The organism is Qipengyuania pacifica, assembly GCF_019711555.1.
Lineage (GTDB): Bacteria > Pseudomonadota > Alphaproteobacteria > Sphingomonadales > Sphingomonadaceae > Qipengyuania > Qipengyuania pacifica.
The window spans coordinates 1-20,285 of the sequence record NZ_JAIGNQ010000005.1 but is presented as its reverse complement, the minus strand read 5'-3'; the positions used below and the strand labels follow the sequence as shown (position 1 = coordinate 20,285).

The 20,285-nt window shown below is 56.0% G+C and carries 14 protein-coding genes; 10 read left to right on the top strand and 4 right to left on the bottom strand.

Annotated elements, in window-relative coordinates:
• Positions 1–1,214: 1,214 nt before the first annotated feature.
• Complete coding sequence (locus K3177_RS15190) at positions 1,215–2,894, top strand: sulfatase family protein (RefSeq protein WP_221598952.1); 1,680 nt, start codon at positions 1,215–1,217, stop codon at positions 2,892–2,894.
• A 267-nt stretch (positions 2,895–3,161) separates the two neighbouring features.
• Here the strand turns inward: K3177_RS15190 and K3177_RS15185 are convergent, their stop codons facing one another.
• Entirely contained in the window at positions 3,162–3,680 is a 519-nt protein-coding gene (locus K3177_RS15185; RefSeq protein ID WP_221598951.1) for a DUF6438 domain-containing protein, read from the bottom strand.
• Positions 3,681–3,781: 101 nt separating this feature from the next.
• Positions 3,782–4,474, bottom strand: coding sequence for an outer membrane protein (locus K3177_RS15180; RefSeq protein ID WP_221598950.1), 693 nt, complete (start codon positions 4,472–4,474; stop codon positions 3,782–3,784).
• A 283-nt stretch (positions 4,475–4,757) separates the two neighbouring features.
• On the opposite strand from K3177_RS15180, the gene K3177_RS15175 reads away from it, so the two are divergent.
• The 4 genes from K3177_RS15175 to K3177_RS15160 all read left to right on the top strand — a co-directional run bounded on the left by K3177_RS15175 (position 4,758) and on the right by K3177_RS15160 (position 11,903).
• Positions 4,758–5,282 (top strand): RNA polymerase sigma factor, encoded by a 525-nt coding sequence (locus K3177_RS15175; protein WP_221598949.1) that lies wholly within the window; start codon positions 4,758–4,760, stop codon positions 5,280–5,282.
• Positions 5,283–5,320: 38 nt separating this feature from the next.
• Positions 5,321–6,238, top strand: a complete 918-nt coding sequence (locus K3177_RS15170) for a FecR family protein (protein ID WP_221598948.1) — start codon at positions 5,321–5,323, stop codon at positions 6,236–6,238.
• A 395-nt stretch (positions 6,239–6,633) separates the two neighbouring features.
• On the top strand, positions 6,634–8,604 hold the full coding sequence (locus K3177_RS15165; RefSeq protein ID WP_345725424.1) for a TonB-dependent receptor: 1,971 nt from the start codon (positions 6,634–6,636) through the stop codon (positions 8,602–8,604).
• A gap of 95 nt (positions 8,605–8,699) precedes the next feature.
• Positions 8,700–11,903, top strand: a complete 3,204-nt coding sequence (locus K3177_RS15160; RefSeq protein WP_221598946.1) for an autotransporter outer membrane beta-barrel domain-containing protein — start codon at positions 8,700–8,702, stop codon at positions 11,901–11,903.
• A 463-nt stretch (positions 11,904–12,366) separates the two neighbouring features.
• Here the strand turns inward: K3177_RS15160 and K3177_RS15155 are convergent, their stop codons facing one another.
• Complete coding sequence (locus K3177_RS15155) at positions 12,367–13,884, bottom strand: succinyl-CoA:acetate CoA-transferase ScpC (protein ID WP_221598945.1); 1,518 nt, start codon at positions 13,882–13,884, stop codon at positions 12,367–12,369.
• Between the two features lie 609 nt (positions 13,885–14,493).
• Between K3177_RS15155 and K3177_RS15570 the strand changes: the two genes are divergently transcribed.
• Positions 14,494–14,772: an Arm DNA-binding domain-containing protein gene (locus K3177_RS15570; protein WP_345725423.1), complete on the top strand. Its 279-nt coding sequence runs from the start codon at positions 14,494–14,496 to the stop codon at positions 14,770–14,772.
• A complete protein-coding gene (locus K3177_RS15150) occupies positions 14,678–15,703 on the top strand; it encodes a tyrosine-type recombinase/integrase (RefSeq protein ID WP_420493682.1) in 1,026 nt (341 codons plus the stop codon). The genes K3177_RS15570 and K3177_RS15150 overlap by 95 nt, the downstream gene beginning before the upstream one ends.
• A 101-nt stretch (positions 15,704–15,804) precedes the next feature.
• Here K3177_RS15150 and K3177_RS15145 read toward each other — a convergent pair whose 3' ends face one another.
• Positions 15,805–16,395: a helix-turn-helix transcriptional regulator gene (locus K3177_RS15145; protein WP_221598944.1), complete on the bottom strand. Its 591-nt coding sequence runs from the start codon at positions 16,393–16,395 to the stop codon at positions 15,805–15,807.
• A gap of 1,119 nt (positions 16,396–17,514) precedes the next feature.
• Here K3177_RS15145 and K3177_RS15140 point away from each other — a divergent pair.
• From K3177_RS15140 to K3177_RS15130, 3 genes are all read left to right on the top strand, one after another.
• On the top strand, positions 17,515–18,153 hold the full coding sequence (locus tag K3177_RS15140) for an outer membrane protein (RefSeq protein ID WP_221598943.1): 639 nt from the start codon (positions 17,515–17,517) through the stop codon (positions 18,151–18,153).
• Positions 18,154–18,324: 171 nt separating this feature from the next.
• Entirely contained in the window at positions 18,325–18,804 is a 480-nt protein-coding gene (locus K3177_RS15135; RefSeq protein WP_221598942.1) for a hypothetical protein, read from the top strand.
• Positions 18,805–19,756: 952 nt separating this feature from the next.
• Positions 19,757–20,182, top strand: a complete 426-nt coding sequence (locus tag K3177_RS15130) for a hypothetical protein (protein ID WP_221598941.1) — start codon at positions 19,757–19,759, stop codon at positions 20,180–20,182.
• Positions 20,183–20,285: the final 103 nt, after the last annotated feature.

The following is a 20,285-nucleotide window of genomic DNA, read 5'->3' as shown; positions in this document are numbered from 1 at the left end:
CAGCTGCTGGCAGCTATAAAGATACGATAACGCTAACCTTCTCGCCCCGCGCAGGGCTAACTGGCGGTACGGAGTGCTCTCTCGTTAGTCGGTGATCGCGGAACTAGAATACCATTCCCTTTGGTTCTGCATACAAGACAAACGGAAATTGCTCGGGAATAGCCTCAGGTAGGTACAAGGCTAAATGTCTTTGTCTATAGGCCGGTTGAGTAGAGTCGACGAGAACTGTCACGTCGCTTGACTTTTCAACGTCGATAGGGATGCCATCGAGTAGCCAATACGCGCCCTGCGACATTTTGGAATGCCTTACTACGAGCCGATAACCTTCGACGCTGTTGCAAAGTTCTATGAGCTCTCCAACTCTGTTCAGCCCTTTCTCGAAAATCGCAGACGGTGCAGCCGCTATCTCAGCTGTACAGACAGTTTTCACTCGGGCGCTAATCGATATTGAACCGCCTTCTGCATGAGCCGCAGTGCTTGCTGTCAAAACAGCTGCCAAAATCATGGAGAGGCGCAACGCTCGCGTCATCTTACTGCTCCTTCGAGCCTCGGTGTAATTCAAGTCACTAAATAAGTTCCTAACGCACGCCGCAGGCAACGTCCGTAACGGCGCTGCCAGACCCTTAGGGTTGGAATAGGCTTACCGGCCTTGCGAAAAGATTGACCTTCGGTCCCTTTCGGAATGCCACCGTCGGTGGGTCTGTTGTTTGGGCTGATCATGATGCTTGAGCCTATTAAGTGACGGCTATGGGCGTCATTAGAAAATACTGCGTATGCTGAGATTCGAGGGAGCATTGCAGAGGGCAAAGCTTGGGACCTGGCAGTAAGGTCCGCTACGGCATGAGAAGGCAATGAACAGTGGCCCACCGTACTTTTTTGTAGTTCAACTCTAAGGGCCTGGCCTATATTAAGCGCATGTCACTGAACTGCGTGCACAAATAGTAAGCCGGGTTTAGCATCCGCAACCGTGTCGGCACGACATCTCTAACGTTCCCAGACAAGATTGTGTCACGTAGCAAGGGGCCAGCGTGATGGCGCGCGTACAACCATGTTCAAACATCTGACACTCCGATTGCTGCCAGAATATCGACGCGTCAGACTTAGCTGGAGAAGCCCGCAGCGAAAAGTTGGCCGACTTGATCTTGCCTTATGGCTGTAACCGGTTTCATATTAGCCTTCCGATCTTCGCGATGAACAAGCCACGGGACAGGAAGATGAAAAAGGTCGCAATTATCGCTCCGCTAGCACTGGTGGGGTGTGCCACCGCCCCTCCCTCAACCGATGCTTTCGTGTCCTCTACCGTTGCACCGGTGGTGGTGGTGGATAAGAGACCAAACATCATCTTCATCATGTCGGACGATCATGCCCAGACCGCGATTTCGGCGTATGGAACCGAAATCGGCAAGATCGCGCCGACCCCCAATATCGATCGTATTGCTCGAAACGGAGCGGTGTTCGAGAACAGCTACGTCACCAACTCGCTATGCGGGCCGAGCCGCGCCACGATGCTTACGGGCATGTTCAGCCACATGCATGGCTTCACAAAGAACGGACAGGCGTTCGACAATGCCTCGTGGAATTGGGTCCGCGAGCTCGGGAACTCGGGCTACCAGACCGCGCTGTTTGGCAAGTGGCACCTCAACTACTCTCCCGAAGGATCGGGCATCCAGACATGGGCCGTACTTGACGATCAGGGTAAATATTACAATCCCGATATCATTACGCCGAAAGGCAGACAGGTGATCGAGGGCTATGCTACCGACATCACGACCGATCTGACGATCGACTGGCTTACCCACCAACGCAAAACAGATCAGCCTTTCGTGTTGATGATGCACCATAAGGCTCCGCATCGAAACTTCATGCCCGCCATCCGCCATATTCAGAAATACATCGGCACCGAGTTTCCAATCCCCACGAATTACTTCGACCATTACGATGGTCGGCCCGCGGCGGCGGCACAGGAAATGACCATCGCGCAGGACATGTATGAGGGCCACGACCTGAAGATGACGACGAAAGAGGGCTCGGGCGAGCTCCGGTTCAATCCGTGGACTGACGACTTCGATCGCATGACGCCGGCACAACGGGAAGCCTATTTCGGCGCACTCCAGCCCAGCAATGACGCGATGAACAGCGCCGACATGAGCGCTCGTGAGATGGCGATCTGGAAATATCAGCGCTACATGGACGAATACCTCGGCACTGTTGCCGCGGTCGACGAGAGTGTTGGACGGGTGCTCGACTGGCTGGAAAGATCGGGCGAAATGGACAACACGATTGTCGTCTACACGTCGGATCAGGGCTTTTACCTCGGAGAACACGGCTGGTTCGACAAGCGCTTCATGTACGAGCAGTCGCTTCGCACGCCGTTCCTGATGCAGTATCCGGGTCATATTCCCGCCGGCAGCCGAGTAGAGGCGCCGATACAAAATATCGACTACGCCGCGACGTTCCTTGACTACGCCAAGCTCCCGCCACGCGCGGAAATACAGGGTCGTTCGTTGCGTGCGGCTGCTGAAGGTCCGCCACCTGCCGACTGGCGGGATGCGATTTACTATCACTACTATGAATACGTCCGGGGGCCTGGAAATCACGCAGTGAGCGCGCACTACGGGATCAGGTCGGACAAGTACAAGTTGATCCGCTTTTATGGCCATGTGAACGCGTGGGAGTTCTATGACCTTGCGAGCGATCCTGACGAGATGCACAACCTGATCGATGATCCGGCGATGCAGTCGCAGATTGATGCCATGAAGCGCCACCTTGCGGATCTGCGCATCCATTATCGCGACAATAGCGGACCGGCCGTCGCCGAGCCGCTTGCATCGCCGGCAGCCATGGCGCGGGGACAGCGCGATGCCGAAGGCGCAGCGGGGCTTCATCATCATTAAATTCTCGCTGCGGCTTGGTCACGGATCGCTGGAGACAGGGGACATCCCCCACAGGATTAGGGCCGACGATTTTTGCTTTGGCATTGCCGTCATGCAAGACCGCAATTTCAGGCCGCGCGAACTCAGGGCCGCTCATATGGCTGCGCTTTACCCTTCGCTAACGGTGCGAATGAATAGCGAGACAGGTGGAAAGCGCAGTCCTCAGGTTTCAATTGTCTCTGGTAGCGTTGAACCTGACGCGTGCACTGAGAGAAACATGCGCGCTCTTCAGCCGCGAGGTGCGCCGGGCCGGGTCTTCTGTTGGGCCCAATCCTTCACGCCCACGATTTTCAAGGCTTTGTCGATGCTCTTAAGAACCTGCTTTCCGGCGGGCCCGTCACAGCCAATGCGGGAGGCCAATATAGTAGGATCGGTATTCGGCCTGTTCCAGGTGATCACGAGAAGCGAGGTGTCCGTTGGGACAGCGTCGCACGGAGTTTCACTGCGTCCTGGAGTTTTGGGCTGAACGCCAGCCAGTTCCGTTTCCAGTTTGGCGACGGTATCGGGATTTATAATCGCAGTTCGGACACCTAGGATTCTTGTGTGTCGCTTACCGTTAAAAACGAGCTTGCCGGTGCCATCGACGGTCACGTCGTAAACCGGGCAGAAGCCGAAGCATGGTCCCTGTTCGATCCTAATCGAAAGATCTTGGTTCGCCTCCGGACCGTGCTGCTGCTGCGCCGTCGCGCAGCCAGCGAGCGCGGTCAAAACGAACACGGGCGCTATTAATCTCAGGTCAAATCGCATGGTCAGGCCTCACTGGTTGCCCAATACATTCCGGGCTGTTTGATGATTTATAAATATCAGGCAAGGGTGATGGGGAAAGGCGTGCCCCTTCCCCAACGCACTTAGAAGCGCATGCCAAGTCCGACGAACACCTGATGTCGATCAGACTGAACGTCGACTGATGCCTCGTCTTCTGCGTCAAGAACATAGGATCCACCGCCGAAGTCAGTGTAAACGTATTCCAGCTTCGCGTAGATGCTCGAGGTCAATCCGAATTCTGCGCCCGCTCCAAGGTGATAGCCGTCGCGCTTCTCCGAGAACGTGCCGATCTCACCGGGCTCGTCATCGTCATTGTCAGTGATATCCGGATCATAGCTCAGGTCGAGCTTGCCGTTCGAATAGCCGCCCTTTGCGTAAATCAGCGAGTTCTTGCCAATGGGCACGCCGGCCCGCACACCCAGACTGAAGGTGCGTCCCAGTTCCGCGCATGCGAGATCATCCTCGACCAGCTCGGAGCAGATATTGCTGTCCGAAAGATCGACCCCCGCATAGGCACCCACCACGAAACTCTCACCGAGCTGCGCATCGTAGCCGAGTTCGACGCCATAGGCCGCACCATTGTCATCATCTGAACCGATGAGAAATTCATCGCCTTGCTCGTCTTCATCGTCATCCGGGTTCGCGATGACTGCTTCGGCATCGGCTCGTTCCCATCCGAGACGACCTTCAACGCGGAAGCCCGAAACGTCCTGTGCCTGAGCCGTTGTTCCGGTAAAACCGAGGACAGCCGCACCAACCAAAAATATTGCCTTCATTCCTGTTCCTTTCACGAGACCGGGAGCGAGGAACGCGACCGCATGTCATTCTGTCACTGAGAACCGACAGGCGAGCATTCCATCTTGGGAGCCTCGCCAGTCAGACGGAGACATGTTTCGCATCCCTTGATATTGCGCACTTGCACGTCTGTGGTTTCGTTCATAACTGCCCAATGGGAAATCGGAGCAGTCCATCCGTTGTCGTCAGTTCAGCGACAGTGGGGACATCTCCATTCTGCGCGATCACCTCGCGATTCGACATCTGAGAAAGTTAAAACCGGCAGTGACGCACAGCGCCGACGATGGACTGCAGGCAGTGTTTCTCGCGAACCGCGACGGGCTGTTGCGTTTCCTTCAAGCACGTGGGGCGCGGGAGGACGCGGATGACATACTGCAGGACGTATGGTTGAAGATCTCGCGCGCGCCACCTGGGCCAGTCGCGTCGCCAATGTCCTATCTGTACCGCGCTGCCAACACGATGATGATCGACCGTTACCGCTCCAATAAACAGGCGAAATCGCGCGAGGAGAAGTGGGTGGAAGCTGGTTCAGGCCCGGTGCCGGGCGTATCGGACAGCCCTTCGGTCGAGCGCGTAATCGCCGGTCGCCAGTCAGCCTTGAAGGTTGAGAACATGCTGGCCAGTCTGCCGCGGCGTGCGGTCGACATCTTTCGTCGTAACCGCATCGACGGTGTTTCGCAGCGCGCGATCGCGGAAGAACTCGGTGTCAGTGTCAGTACGGTCGAGAGTGACCTCCGCATCGTTTTTCGCGCTCTCGCCGATTTGAGGGAACGGCTCGATGAGGAATAGCAGCAAGGACTCCGTCCTAGGGACAGGAGTAATTAATCATGGCGTTTGATCACACGATGCTGGACGAGGCTTCCACATGGGCGGTGAGAACGTCGGAGCCTGAATTCGACGACTGGGCTGCCTTTACGAGCTGGCTGGAAGCGTCTCCGGATCACGCCAAAGCTTACGACCATGTAATGATCGCTGTCGAAGATGGTGCGGCAACGCTCAACGCTGCCCCCGCAAACGATGAAGGAGACGTGAAAGACCGCTCGGTGCGGCGGTGGATTGTACCTGCTATCGCTGCCTGCCTCGCTCTCGTAGCTGCCTTTTGGGTGTGGCAGATGGATGGGGCGGCTTCGCCATATCGAACAGATCCGGGCGAAACTCGCAGGATCGCATTCGCCGACGGGAGTGGGATCGTCATGGGCGGCGATACTGAGCTTTTCGTCGATCCGGAAAATCCGCGCTACGCTCGTCTGGAACGTGGCCGCGCATTGTTTGAAATCCGGCACGACGAATTTGATCCTTTCCGTGTAGACGTCGGCGCCGCCACTCTTGTCGATGCAGGCACAGTCTTTGATGTCAATATCGGGCCGGACGAGGTCGAAGTAGGTGTATCGGAAGGTGCTGTCATCTTTAATCCCTCGCAGCAGAACGCGACGGTGCAGCCCGGGCAATTGCTGACTTTCAGTGCAGATGGCACCGGGTATGGTGTCTCCGAACTGCCAATCGAACAAGTCGGCGAATGGCGAGAGGGGCGATTGACCTTCGATGATGCCTCCTTGACCAAAGTCGCTGCCGATATCTCGCGTGTAAGCGGGATCGATTATCGTGCGGCAAAGGCAGGCGGTACGAATCGCATCTCGGGAAGCATCACCGTCCAGTCGCTGCGAGCAGATCCCTCTTCTTTGGGGCTGTTGCTGGGCTTAGAGGTCGAACGCAGCGGCACGGCCTGGATACTCTCCACGCCCTGACCATGCGCAACGTAACTTATGCTTTGGTCGTTGTTCTATCCAGCGTTCCGGCGGTTGCGGAAGCGCGGGATCAAATCATCGACGTGCCTGCTGGAACCGTGGCTGAATCCGCCATCACTCTGGCCCGGCAGACCGGTTCCAGTATCGTGATCAGCGACCCTGTCTTGGCAAAGCGCCGAGCACCGAGGATCCAAGGGCGAATGACCGCGGGACAGGCCGTCCGCCGCTTGGCTGCGAGTGCGGATGCGAAGGTGATCGCCGTAGCGCGTAGAGCGTGGCGGCTGGATAAAGGCAAAGGCCGAGAGAGGCAATCCGGAAGAAGCGTTCAACGCGCGGCCAGTACTTTGACGCCCGTGTCTCCCGCAGTGCCTCGAAAACACGAAGATATCATCGTGGTGTCAAGCAAGCGTGATATGCGGCTGAGCGAAATCCCAGCGCAGGTATCGCTCCTGAGCGGAGACGACGTTTCCATGGGCGGAAGCGGCGGAACCGAGAGGATCACACAACGCATTGCCACCGTGTCTTCGACCTACCTTGGAAGCGGGCGTAATAAACTTTTCATCCGCGGCATCGCCGACTCCAGTTTCACAGGTCCGACACAAGCCACCGTGGGCCAATATCTTGGTGACATGCGATTGAGCTATAATGCTCCCGATCCAGATCTAAGACTATCGGACCTCGACCGTATTGAAGTCCTCGAAGGACCCCAAGGCACATTATATGGAGCGGGATCTCTTGGCGGCATCATACGTCTCGTGCCGAATTCACCCGAGCTCGATATCACCTCGCTCCACACGACAGTAGGTAGTGCGTTCACTCAGCACGGGGCAGGCAGTCTGGATGCGGGGGTGGTTGCCAATGTCCCACTTGCCGACGAACTTGCCGCATTGCGCGTGACATTCGATGCGGCGAGCGAAGGCGGTTATATCGATAAGCCTTTCCTCGGTGCCGAGGATGTCAACCGGACGAGAATATTGGCAGGTCGTGCATCTGTTCGGGTGGAGATTTCTCCCGATTGGACCATCGACGCGCTGGGGTTGGCGCAGTCCATCCATGCATTTGACAGTCAATATGCAGCTCGTGGCGGCACGCAATATGACAGCCTTGCACGCGTTCGCGAAGGGTCGGATTCCGACTATCTGCATGGTCAACTGGTCTTGGCGGGCGGCCTCGGAGCGTTGAAGTTGCGTTCGACGACCGGAATGGCGGGACAAGAACTGGAAGAGAGATACGATGCCACGATCACCGGAGCGGAAAATCGGGTTTTCGTTCAGCATAACGATACGCGCCTAATCGCCCATGAAACCCGGCTATGGCTCCCCATGGGAGAACGTCGTTTCGGCTGGGTTGCCGGCCTCAATCTGATCGACAACCGCACGCGACTAAACCGCTCGCTAGATACCGGCCGGACGCGGTCGGCGGCCACCGGTGTGCTCAACACCTTATCCGAGGCCACTCTATACGGAGAAGCGTCCTATCGGTTTCGGGAAGGACTGATCGCGACTTTCGGTGCGCGCGCTACGAGGGTCCGTCTTGGAGGAGGTGCCGAGGACGTCCCTTTTGCCCTCGCTCTCGAACGAGCCGATATCACAGCCAGCCGAACCCAATCGGCATTCCTGCCGTCAGCCTCCCTGCTGGCGGAACTATCTCGTCAGACAAGCCTCTATGCAAGGTATCAAGAGGGGTTCCGACCCGGAGGGTTGGCAATCGAGAGCGAGTTCGTTCGACAATTCAGGAAGGACCAAGCGCGCGCTTTCGAGATCGGAGCGAGGCACGGGAGACCGGGTATCGACCCGTTCGATGCGGCCTTCAACGTCTCCTTCACCCGGTGGAGCGACATCCAGGCAGATTTCTTAGATGATACCGGTCTGCCCAGCACTGCCAATATCGGTAATGGCCGCGTCTGGAGCATTAGTGTGTCGGGCGGTGCCTTTCTGGCTGACAATCTGCGCTTGACCACCGGTGCGACGATCAATCGTAGTAGTATCGAAGAGCCAGTGTCATTCCTATCTAGCCGCATCACACACGTTCCGAACATTGCCAGGTTCTCCGGGCGACTTGGGCTGGATTATTCGCATCCGGTGACGCGCGCGCTCAATCTCGACGCCCGCTTGTGGGCTAGCTACGTCGGCCGATCACGCTTGGGCATCGGTCCCGAACTCGGTGAACTGCAGGGTAATTATCTCGATAGCGGCTTACTTCTGCGTTTGGGGAACTCCCGCATCGGCGGAACACTGTCATTAACCAATTTGACAGATGCCGAGGGCAATCGCTTCGCCCTGGGGACGCCGTTCGCGGTCATTCGCGAACAGGTTACGCCTCTGCGTCCACGCACGGTCAGGTTGGGTATCGACTACTCCTTCTGACGCTTGTTCTTAAGCATTCAGTCGGAGAATGCGGTTCTCGACCAAGGCATACGAAGATCGTCTCCGTCCTCCCTTCGACAAGACGGAGGACATTCATGTATCGTTACCTGTTGGCCGGGACTGCCTTAGCGACCTTGGCTGTCCCACTCGCTGCCCAGACGCTCGTCGAGGACAAACGTACAAACCCGATCCGCACTTCGCAGCTGAACGGAGGAACTGGCGGCGGGATCAAGGTAACCGATAAAGGGTCAATCGAACTCACCAGTGGTTCTGCCATCATCGTCGATACGAGCGACGACGTTCTTAATGCAGGGAAGATCGTCGTAACAAATGCCGACGGAGCGAGCGGGATCGAGGTGATCGGGGATCGGATTGCGGATATCACCAATTCAGGCACGATCACCATCGATGAGACGTATACGGCTACCGATCTGGATAACGACAAAGACCTTGATGGTCCCTTTGCGGTTGGCATGGATAGGGCAGCAATCCGCGTGCGGGAAGGTCTTGGCGGAGACATCAAGCACACAGGCACGATCAACGTTGAAGGTGACCGCTCCGCAGGGATCTCTGTTACAGGCCTGCTCGATGGCGATTTAACGCATGATGGCAAAACAAATGTAATCGGAGATGATAGCGTCGGCGTGGAAGCCGGTGACGTCACGGGTAATGTCCGATTGGCGGGTACAATCTCAGTGGTGGGTGAAGGCGCGGTCGGAGCCCGTCTCGGCGGCGATATCGACGGCGCGATGGTTGTTCAGGGCGATATTATATCGACTGGTTATCGTTACACTACGCCACCTTCCGATCCATCGAGCCTTGACCCTGATGACTTGCATCAAGGTGGGAGCGCGCTCGTGGTCGAAGGCGATGTGTCGAAGGGCATCCTTTTCGCTGTCGCTCCCAAGGATTTGGACAAGGACAATCCCGACGAGGACAAAGACGGGATAGAAGATGCGAAAGAGGGCAATGCCAAGGTCGTGTCTTACGGTTCCGCCCCGGCCGTCTTGATCGGAGCAACGGACAACGACATTGCGATCGGTGCCGTTCCGGCAACTGGATTGCGTTCGGGCATCATCGTCGATGGGGCAATTGCCGGTCATGGGGTTTATAGCGGTGTCGATGGAAATGGTATGGTCATCGGCGGTCGCGGTGGTGCAGTCACGATAGAAAACGGCATTTTCGTAAGAGGGTCAATCGAGGCGACTTCCAAGGATGCCAATGCCACTGCGCTCCGTCTCGGTGCTAAAACAACGACCCCCGAGCTACGCAATTCCGGGAATATTGCGGCCAGCAACGGCAAGGGCTCTAAAGGGCAAGTCACGGCGATCATTGTCGAAAATGGCGCTAGCTTGCCGAGCATTCGAAACAGCGGCACCATAAAAGCGACCGCCGGAGATGAGCAGTCCAATGCAACAGCGATCATCGATCGCAGTGGAACGGTCAGTCTGATCGAAAACAGCGGGAAGATCTTGGCTAGCGGAGCCAAGGGTGGGGCCGGTCGAAACGTAGCAATCGATCTGTCTTCGGTCTCATCGGGAGCTACCATCACTCAGACCGCAGTTGGCGCGGGCGTCACTGCACCGGTCATCGAGGGCGACATCCGTTTCGGAAGTGGAGATGACGTACTTCAAATCGCCGACGGAAAGGTGTCGGGCGATGTGACCTTCGGATCAGGTGAGGGCCGGTTCTACCTGTCGCGCGATGCCCAGTTCTCCGGTCGCGTGGAGTTCGGGGGTGAAGCCGATGTGATGGAATTGTCCGGGACATCCTCGTTCCTCGGCCATTCGGATTTCGGCGGGGGAACTGCCTCCTTTTCACTATCGGGAAAGGCTTCCTACTCTGGTACGTTCTCTGGCAGCCAGAATGTCGCGGTTTCCGTGGCTGGGGGCACGCTCGACCTGGCAGCACCAACGACCATCGCCTCGCTGGATGTGGGAAGCAAAGGCATAGTCGTGGCCACTTTAAGCAGGGATGCGGCACAGGGAACCGCAATAACGGTAGGCGGCGAAGCGCATTTCGATAAGGGAGCAAAGCTCAAGCTGCGAATCCGGGATATAGCCGAAGCGGAAGGAATTTACTCGGTCATCAAGGCGGGCAGCCTTTCGGGCACCAAAGATCTCACCACCGACGATACGTTGCTTCCCTTCATGTATAAGGCTGCGCTGGCAATCGATGAGTCTGCTGGCCTCATCAATGTCGACATCGATCGAAAAGCGACCAAGGATCTCGGTCTCAATCGCGCGCAGGCGTCCGCCTATGATGCGCTCTATACTGCACTCTCCGATGATGACGACATCGCCGATGTGTTCCTGGGGATTACAGATGGCGATCTGTTTCGCGCTACGCTCGCGCAGGCACTGCCCGATCATGCGGGCGGCGCATTCGAAGGTCTGAGCCTGGGTATCCGCACATTGGGGCGACGCCTCGCAGATGGGGATGGTCCGCTTGACCGATCGGGAAAGTTGAGGTTCGTGCTCGACGCTGCAGGCTGGGATACAACCAAGGAGCAACGAGACGCGAGCGCATACGACCTCGACGGGCTCGGATTTTCAGGTGGGGTCGAGTTGCAAACCGGCCTAGGACGCCTCGGAGCAAACATGAACTGGCTCTGGAACCGCTACGATAGCGGCGCTGACAATACGGTGGCTTCCAACACCTATGAGGCTGCACTTTCCTGGCGCGGCGACTGGGGAGCGTTCGCGGGCTTCGCGCGAGGCTCATACGGCTTCGCGGACTTCGAGGGCTCACGCTATTTTCGCGGGATGGCCGACGGCGAGAAGGTTGAACGGCGGATCGAGCGTAATTGGTCCGGTAATGTAGCGTCCTTGATGGCGGGTGCTTCTGTAGAAGGCGGGACGCAGTATTTCTTCATGCGGCCATCGCTCATCGTCGACTATGTCCGTTTGAGCGAGGATGGCTACGAGGAGATTGGCGGCGGCGAAGCGCTCGATCTCGTCATCGATAACAGGACCAGCGACGAGGTCGGAATCAACCTGGCGACGGCCATGGGTTTCGATCTCTTCGGCATGAGCCGGGGCGACGACATTTGGATGCGCGTCGAGGCCGAAGGTGGTTGGCGTGAAATCATTGCCGGTAATCTCGGCGGCACCACAGCGAGGTTTGGAGATGGGGAAAGCTTCACCCTTCTTCCTGACCAGCAGTCAAGTGGCTGGTTTGCACGACTGCGCGGCCAGGGTGGCGATGAATTCTATACCGTATCGGGCGAGCTTTCGATCGAGGAGCGCAATCAGGAGATTGGTTACGCGCTACGCGCATCGCTCAATTTTTCACTATAGATAGGGCGTTAGCAGAAAGTGTTTGATAGGCCCCGTCCCTAGCTCCCGCCCAGCCTATCGAGCACTTGGCCCGAGCGCCGCACAAGGCGCTCGGGCCTTCATTATTTGCGGCACCATCAATCGCTCTAGTCGCAATTAATCAGGAAGAGCCGTAAAACGTGCAGCCTATAAAAAAAGGAGGCGTACGCAGAACCAGCCATTCACGTTGGATGTCTCGCGAAGGTCGAGTTGCCGACCAATAAAATGGCGACAAGATCGTGACCGCCAACGGCCCAACTTTGACCGGTGCGGACGCGGGCAACTCGCGTGGCAGGCGCGATATTGCTAAGGGCGATATTACATGAGACCTACTAGACTACTTGGCTTCCGCAGATGACACCGGACGCTGCCAAGGCTTTTCGAGATCTAGATCAGCGACGGATCGACGTCTGCGGCTAAACGAGTTGCGACCAGGTCATTAGGCTTAGACCCGCATCGTCCCGGTCTCTACGAACCGCTGGTGCCAAGACAGCGCCTCCGCCAGCAGAGTCGGGGACTGCAGACCGTAAGAACCCCTCATCGCTCGATCGAAGTAGTCGGTGAGCATCACCCGGAAATCGGGGTGCGCGCAGTTCGCGATAACTAGGCGAGCACGCTCTTTAGGGCTCAAACCACGTAGATCAGCAAGTCCATACTCCGTCACCAGGACCTGCACATCCTGAGCGATGTGGTCGACATGGCTCACCTGCGGCACGATAGCGGAGATGGCACCTCCCTTCGCGGTCGACGGCGTCATGAAGATCGAGATGTAGGCGTTGCGTGCGAAATCTCCCGATCCGCCAATGCCGTTCTGAATGCGCGACCCCATCACGTGCGTCGAATTCACCGCGCCGTAGATGTCGGCTTCTATAAGACCGTTCATCGCAATACAACCGAGGCGGCGGATGACCTCAGGGTGGTTGCTGATCTCCTGCGGCCGCAGGATCATGCGGTCCCGATAGGACGCCATATCCGAATTGATGCGAACCGCCGCCTCAGGACTTAGCGAGAACGCCGTTGCCGACGCAAGGCGCAGCTTGCCCACGTCCAGAAGATCCAGCATGCCGTCCTGGATGACCTCAGTGTAGGCCGTGAGGTCGGAGAAAGGGCTGTCGACCAAGCCCGACAGAACGGCATTTGCCACGTTGCCGACGCCTGACTGTAACGGAAGGAGCGATGCCGGAAGCCGGCCTCGGGCCACTTCGTTTGCGAGGAATTCCAGAATGTGGCCCGCGATCGCTTGGGCCGTCGCGTCCGGTGCGGCGAATGGCAGGTTTCTATCGGGCGCGTCGGTTTCAACGATTGCGACGACCTTCTCCGGATCGACCTTCAGATAACGGGTTCCAATGCGGTCGCCCGGGCGGACGAGCGGAATCGGCGCCCGGGCGGGCGGCAGCGCCGTGCCGTAGTAGATGTCGTGCATTCCCTCGAGCGCCGGGTTCTGCCAGCGGTTCACTTCAACGATGACTTTCTTCGCCCGATCAAGCCAGGTCTTGTTGTTGCCTACGGACGACGAGGGGATGAGACTGCCGTCGTCCCGGACGCCCGTGACCTCTACCACCGCCACGTCGAGGTCGCCGAGGAACCCTTGCCATGCCATCGGCGCGACTTGGCTTAGGTGCATGTCGAAATAGCTCATCTGCCCACGATTGATCTTCTCACGTGCGACCGGATCGGAATTGTATGGCAGCCGGAACTCGATCCCGTCGACCTTCGCCAGTGCACCATCCAGTTCGGGTCCGGTCGAAGCACCCGTCCATACCTTGATCCGGAATTGCCGGCCTGCCGCATGCTCGGCGTTGACCCGCGCCGCGAGGGCGAGAGGCACGGCCTTGGGGTAGCCCGATCCAGTGAAACCACTCATGCCGACGGTGTCACCGGACGCGATCAGCCCGGCCGCTCGCTCCGCAGGCATGATGCGGCCCCGCAGACCCATGTGCGCAATGCGCGTGGCTTGACCCATTGCGTAGGCTCCCGACATGAAAGAACGGAAAGGGCTAGGCGCGCTTGGATGCGGAGCCAATCAACCGTAGGTCTAGGTGTTCGGGGCCTGCTAGACGGGCGCGTGAGAAGCCCGCCGACCCCACTTCCAACTCCGCTCTTCGCATCCGATCGAAAAATCCCATCGTCTCGCTTCACGGGGTGGGCCAGACTTAGACTGTTTATGTCGATGTGAAGACCGAACCCAATTATCGCGAAGCTTAAATGGAGTTTCAGCTCGGAATGCAAACTGAGGAGAAACTGAGGGCCTCGCCTTCGCAAACATCCCGACCCTTGAGTTCGGGGCTTTCGCTAGTAAAAAAGCCCTAAATCAGTTGGGGGCACAACTGGGGGCACAGATTTCCTTCAGAAGTAAATCTGTTATTTTATTCAATGCGTTGCATCGCTCTTTCAATTCCCTCCGTCTCCGCCACTAGCCTTTCTAGGCTTTTCCAATTTTATCCATTCTCACGCGGAAAGCTTTACAATTCCGCCGTTTGCGACTCCTATACTGTCCAACCTCATCTACCCTTAACCAAACGCAAGTGGGGGTAGATTGGGGGTAAGGAAATGATCTGCATGGGGGTATTGGATGCTCACGGACAAAGCAGTGCGGGCGGCGACGGCACAAGACAAAGCGTATAAGCTTACGGATAGCCGTGGGCTACATCTGCACGTATCAGCAAGCGGACATAAAAGCTGGCGTTATAAATATCGCTTCGAAAAGAAGGAGCGACTGCTGACGCTTGGAACATACCCCGAGGTTTCTTTGGCCTATGCTCGTGAGAAGCGGGACGACGCGAAAAGAATTTTTACGCGAGGGCCGCGATCCACGGCACGCCTCCAAACGCGAACAGCTGGTGGGGCATGACGCTTCGCCAAAGACCTTAGAAGAAATAGCCCGTGAATGGCACGCAATGCAGCTCGGACGGTGGAAGCCAGTTCACGCAAACGATGTGTTCACCAGTCTGGAGCGCGATGTCTTTCCACATTTCGGTGCGATGCCGATGGCCGAAATTGACAAACCGCTGTTGCTGACAATTCTCCGAAAGATCGAGAACCGTGGTGCGATCGAGACCGCACGCCGTATCAAACAGCGCGTGGCGGCCATCTACCGTTACGCCAATGCAGAAGGTGCGAAACTCGAAAATCCTGCCGTCGATATCAACGACGCGCTCAAACCGCTGCCGCCCCCGAAGCGCTATCCCGCTTTACTTAGCGTCAAGGCTATTCGAACCATGATGAGCGATATCGATCGCGCCGGCGCCTCTCCTGTTAATCGTCTCGCGGCTCGGCTCCTTGCGCTCACCGCGCAACGTCCGGGTATGGTTCGTTTCATGGAATGGACCGACGTGACAGGAATTGATTGGGCCAACGTCGATGTGAAGAGCGGTGATGCGATCTGGAAGGTGCCGGCTGATAAAGTTAAACAGGAACTGCACCTTCGAAATGACGATGCATTCGAGCATCTTGTTCCTTTATCCAGACAGGCGGTCGATACTTTACGAGCCGTTCGTTGGTTAACAGGCCGTTCCCCGTTCGTATTTCCCGGTGCACGCTCCGGCCTCAAGCCCATCAGCGAGAATGCCATTGGTTATCTCTACAATCGCGAGGGATACCAGGGGCGACATGTCCCCCATGGTTGGCGCTCCAGCTTTTCAACTATCATGAACGAGCAGGCCGAACGCGCACTCGGATCAGATGTACGACTTTTGGCCGATCGGATGATTGTCGATCTGATGCTCGCACATTCTCCAAAAGGTATGAGTGCCAGCGAGCTACGGTACAACCGAGCCGCGTAAATGCCGCGGCGACGCGAACTTGCGCAACGCTGGGCCGACATGATCATGGAAGGCGCGATCCCGTGTGAGGAGATCATCGATAGCCCGCGCCGCAAGCGGCGTTAGTCCTTGCTTCGCTTGCCAGCTTGTTCGGCAATATAAGCAAGAACCTCGGCTTTCAGCCATCTACTGCTCGAGCCAAGTTTGACGGCCTCTGGGAAGATGCCCTTGTTCATGTCGCTGTAGATCGTGGAGGATTTTCTCCGGGTCAAATCGCAGACTTCTTTAAGTGTCATGAGAGCTGGTCCAACGCCTGGCGGATCGGGGACCGGGCCGCTTTCATGATCTTCCAGCATCCCTTGGTCGATCTTGTTTGTGCTCGCTTGTATCGAAGCCGACCGGGCTGCTCGTACCTGGGGATCGATGATCGCCTCAACTTGATGTTTGGTCAGCGGTCCAAGTGGCTTGAGATTTGCAAGCCAATGGTCGAACTGCTTCGCATCGACAAATATCCGATGTGTTGGTTGTGTATCGGCGTCCCACCATTGATCAAAGTTAAATGCACCGGTAGCAAATCGCGGCAAGGGATCATCGATCTCCCAAAGTTCCTCAGATAGAGCCACTACTTCTCCGCCACCCAAAGGTCTTGCGAAGCTGACAAGCCTTGCTGTTGCGAACAGATGCGCAAATAACTCTGCATTTAGTCTGACCAAATCCCGGGCAGCATCGTTCTCGCCGTCATCTTCAGGCGCTGTGAAGATCTCCGGTAACTCAGTTGGCGGGAAACGCGCGCGGCACCTAACGAGGTCTGCGAAAGCAGACGTGAGGGTCTTACGACCACTTGAGATGTAATCGGTCCGGCCTTCATAAGGGGACCAAGGATGAATCGCTTTGCTGACATGAGGAGAATAGCAGCGGTCAGAAATTCAGCAATGAAACGACCGTTATGCGCCGTAATTCCGGACGTTCGAGGAAGTTTGCAATTCGCCTGAAAGCGGACCGTCTGATTGAACTACCGAATGTGGGCAGCCATCGTCCGATCACGGAGTGGTTAGCGGTCATCGCGGTTTGGGTCAGCGCCGGCGCTCTTTATTCACCTTGCGCCGCTCGTCCCAATCGATTGATGCCGAAGATAGGAAGCTGACGAAGGTTACGAAGGTCAGCCAGAGCACCATTCTCCACAAAGACACCGCCCCAGACAAGAATAGAGCCAGTCGGTCGGTATCGACAATGATGGGCAAGGGCCAGCCAGAAAGGAAAGCAAGGCGAACGGCGTTAGCCTGCGAAGGTAGTTCGCAAAGCCGTTTTCTTTCGCCCGTGGTAGTGTCTTTCTCCGCCCCGTCTTCCTTCTACCCATAGGCATTCTGTCGCACGACCCGGCAGCGGCCGCAATAGGGGCGGTAGTTGAACGACCGGTTCGAGCGTCAGCGGACATTCTGATCAGTTCGTGATTTACGGCTGCCGGTCAAATGTGATTCAACGAACGATGCGTTCTCGCAATGACGGCACTCGGAAGTATACGGTTAGCTTATTCCGTCCCAGTCGAGCTTGTAAAAATCCAAATAATCAGCTGCGGACAGATCATGATAAGTGGTCAGGCGGATTTCGGCATCCGGGAACTCTTTGGGCTCGCTGATCTGATTGTGGAGGCGATCGAGAGCTTCGATCCACTCTTTAGGATAAGTCGAAGGCCAAGAATTGGCTCCAATCAGATCAAAAGTCAGATAGAAAAGCGCCCAGCCCGCGCTTCCTTATTCGTTTCTAACTTGCCCGGAGCCCCTAAAGGCCCGCCGCCCCGCCGTTCGCGGGTGCAAACAGAGGGCGTAATTCTAATGAAATCAGTTTCTTTTGGCGTCGCTGCCGTGGTCGCAGCGGTGGCCGTTCCAGCTGCAGCACAAGATGTAGCAACAATGGGTGGTCCGCGTATCGAAGTTCGCGCTGGCTACGACAACGTATCGCTGGATGTCGATTACGATGACGGCGTCGACAGCTACAACGAAAGCGACGGCAACGCTTACGGCGGTGAGATCGGTTACGATTACAACTACGGCGGCGGTTCGATTGGTGCCTATGCTGGGGTTGACTTTGCCTCCACCGATATTTGCTCGGAACTCTACGGTGCCGACGAACTTTGTCTCAAGGCTGGACGCAACTTCACCGTAGGCGGGCGGTTGGGCTACATGATCGGCGCGGACGCCTTGTTTTACGGGAAAGCAGGCTATTCGAACGGGCGCCTCAAGCTTACCTACGAGGATTTCGAAAATATCTTTGATGACTTCGACGAAGGCGAGAACCTTGACGGCTTCCATGTTGGCGCCGGTGCAGAAGTTCAGCTTTCTGGCCGCAGCTACGCGAAGCTCGAATATGTCTACACCCAGTATAACGCCTTCGATTACAGCGATACCGATGTCGATTTAGACGTCGATCTCAATCGCCACCAAGTTCTGCTTGGCCTCGGCGTCCGGTTCTAAAGCCGTTAACTCAATTACCGGGCACGGCGGAGCGATCCGCCGTGCCTTTTTTCGTTTCAACGAACTTTGGATTACCGAAAGGTAGATTCTAACTGTACGAATACGCGCTTAGGGTAGTGAGATCAGCAAGATCTGGCAGTGTCACATGTCATTGCGCGATTAGATGAGGGAATGATGCTAACACAAGAGCAGTACGAATATTTAGACAACGCTCTGCGCATCAATCCTACAGTTAAGCCCAGACAATCTGCCTACCCATTCGATGATGGTCACAAACCTATCCATACACAGTGTCAAGTAACTGCCATGCATCTTGAAAGAACGCGAGGTTGGGCCGCGCAGATTGGTGTTCAATGGCTGGACAAAGGAGGATTTTTGCTGCCCTGGCCACATGTCATAAACTGGGTCTATTCTGATTTATTCGATTTCTCATTGTCGATCAACGAGCATAAAATCGGCTTCACGCTCATGGGCAACGATGTGGAAATGGCAAATGCTATTACCGCGTCTTCCGGTCATGGATACGGGTTGACCCAAGACGGGCAATGGATGGACCCGCTTCTAGACAAGCTTCACAAGCGTTGGTTTGGTAAGCTTAAAAGATTCAGCCTAATTGAGGACCAGCAGTTCAATCCGCATTTTTCGATATAGCCGTTATCAAGCCTGTGCGTGATTGGGTTGAGGCGGCATATTTGCGCGCGCAAAATGGGCGACTGTAGTCAGTGTCATCAGACCGTTCGATCCTCAAGCTCTTCCAAATCATACACGGAAAAGCGTAGCTGGCCGCCTTGTTTGGCTAGCAAATTCCGCTGTGATTGTTCAATGAAGACAAACGCTGGTTGACGCGACGACTGATGGGGAGGGCATTGAGCCAGATTCTAGATATCTAAACACAGAATTGGACTGTAATCGCTCAAGAGCCGCCGCCTTCTATCTTACGCATCCCTCAATTGCCGATTACGTCCGTGCTCATTCCAGAAAACATAGTCCGGAAACACGCGAGGCAATTGAGAGAATTGCAGATCTGATCGGCAGGCTCAACGAGCCTGATTAATCTCGCTTATCGGCGCCGCGCTTACCCCTTGTCAGCGAGTGCATGTTTGCTCAAATTTGCATGATGCTTAGAATGCTGGGCTATGTCAGCGCGAATTGTTTAATATGGAAAAGATCCTGCTAAAGCCGGCCGACAATTTGCCCAACTATAGCAGTGATATGCGTTGAATCTAAGCCGCGCCCTTCAAGTTGATTTACAATAAAATATCTTAAGCGGCTGTTTGTTGCCTTCCTCGTCCCCAAGCGGACGCACTGCAAACGTTGCATGCGTTTCAGTCTGCAATGCACCGTCAAGTTTCGGCATCTGCAATATCTTAAAATACGCCCACAGCAGTCTTTTAATGTCCTCAGTCAACATGACCAGCCAGAGGAAAGCCAATGCTCTGACGTTGACATTCCGAAAAGGAGCCGAGACTCCATCTCTTCAGAGAGCACAAAACTCTACTCGAACCCAAGAGATATGGCACCGCCGTTACGGACGTTGCCTGCAGTGTGCGTTAGGAAGTTATTTAGTGACTTGAATTAAATCGAGGCTCGAAGGAGCCGTAAGATGACGCGGACGATGCGCCTCTCAATGATTTTGGCCACTGTTTTGACAGCGAGCACTGCGGCTCGTGCAGAAGGCGGTTCAATATCAATTAACGCCCGAGTTAGAACTCTCTGCACCGCTGAGATAAAGGCCGCACCGTCTGCAATTTTCGACAAAGGGCTGAACAGAGTTGGAGAGCTCATAGAACTTTGCAACAGCGTCGAAGGTTATCGGCTCGTGGTAAAGCATTCTGAAATGTCGCAGGGCGCGTATTGGCTACTCGATGGCATCCCTATCGATGTTGAAAAGTCAAGCGACGTGACAGTTCTCGTCGATTCCACTCAACCGGCCTATAGACAAAGACATTTAGCCTTGTACCTACCTGAGCCTATCTCCGAGCGATTTCCGTTTGTCTTGTATGCAGAACCAAAAGGAATGGTATTCTAGTTCCTCGATCACCGACTAACGAGAGTGCACTCCGTACCGCCAGTTAGCCCTGCGCGGGGCGAGAAGGTTAGCGTTATCGTATCTTTATAGCTGCCAGCAGCTG

Coding starts and splice junctions, on each gene's coding strand:
- K3177_RS15190 (WP_221598952.1), top strand. CDS start 1,215: ATGAAAAAGGTCGCAATTATCGCTCCGCTAGCACTGGTGGGGTGTGCC.
- K3177_RS15185 (WP_221598951.1), bottom strand. CDS start 3,680: ATGCGATTTGACCTGAGATTAATAGCGCCCGTGTTCGTTTTGACCGCG.
- K3177_RS15180 (WP_221598950.1), bottom strand. CDS start 4,474: ATGAAGGCAATATTTTTGGTTGGTGCGGCTGTCCTCGGTTTTACCGGA.
- K3177_RS15170 (WP_221598948.1), top strand. CDS start 5,321: ATGGCGTTTGATCACACGATGCTGGACGAGGCTTCCACATGGGCGGTG.
- K3177_RS15160 (WP_221598946.1), top strand. CDS start 8,700: ATGTATCGTTACCTGTTGGCCGGGACTGCCTTAGCGACCTTGGCTGTC.
- K3177_RS15155 (WP_221598945.1), bottom strand. CDS start 13,884: ATGGGTCAAGCCACGCGCATTGCGCACATGGGTCTGCGGGGCCGCATC.
- K3177_RS15570 (WP_345725423.1), top strand. CDS start 14,494: ATGCTCACGGACAAAGCAGTGCGGGCGGCGACGGCACAAGACAAAGCG.
- K3177_RS15150 (WP_420493682.1), top strand. CDS start 14,678: ATGCTCGTGAGAAGCGGGACGACGCGAAAAGAATTTTTACGCGAGGGC.
- K3177_RS15140 (WP_221598943.1), top strand. CDS start 17,515: ATGAAATCAGTTTCTTTTGGCGTCGCTGCCGTGGTCGCAGCGGTGGCC.
- K3177_RS15135 (WP_221598942.1), top strand. CDS start 18,325: ATGATGCTAACACAAGAGCAGTACGAATATTTAGACAACGCTCTGCGC.
- K3177_RS15130 (WP_221598941.1), top strand. CDS start 19,757: ATGACGCGGACGATGCGCCTCTCAATGATTTTGGCCACTGTTTTGACA.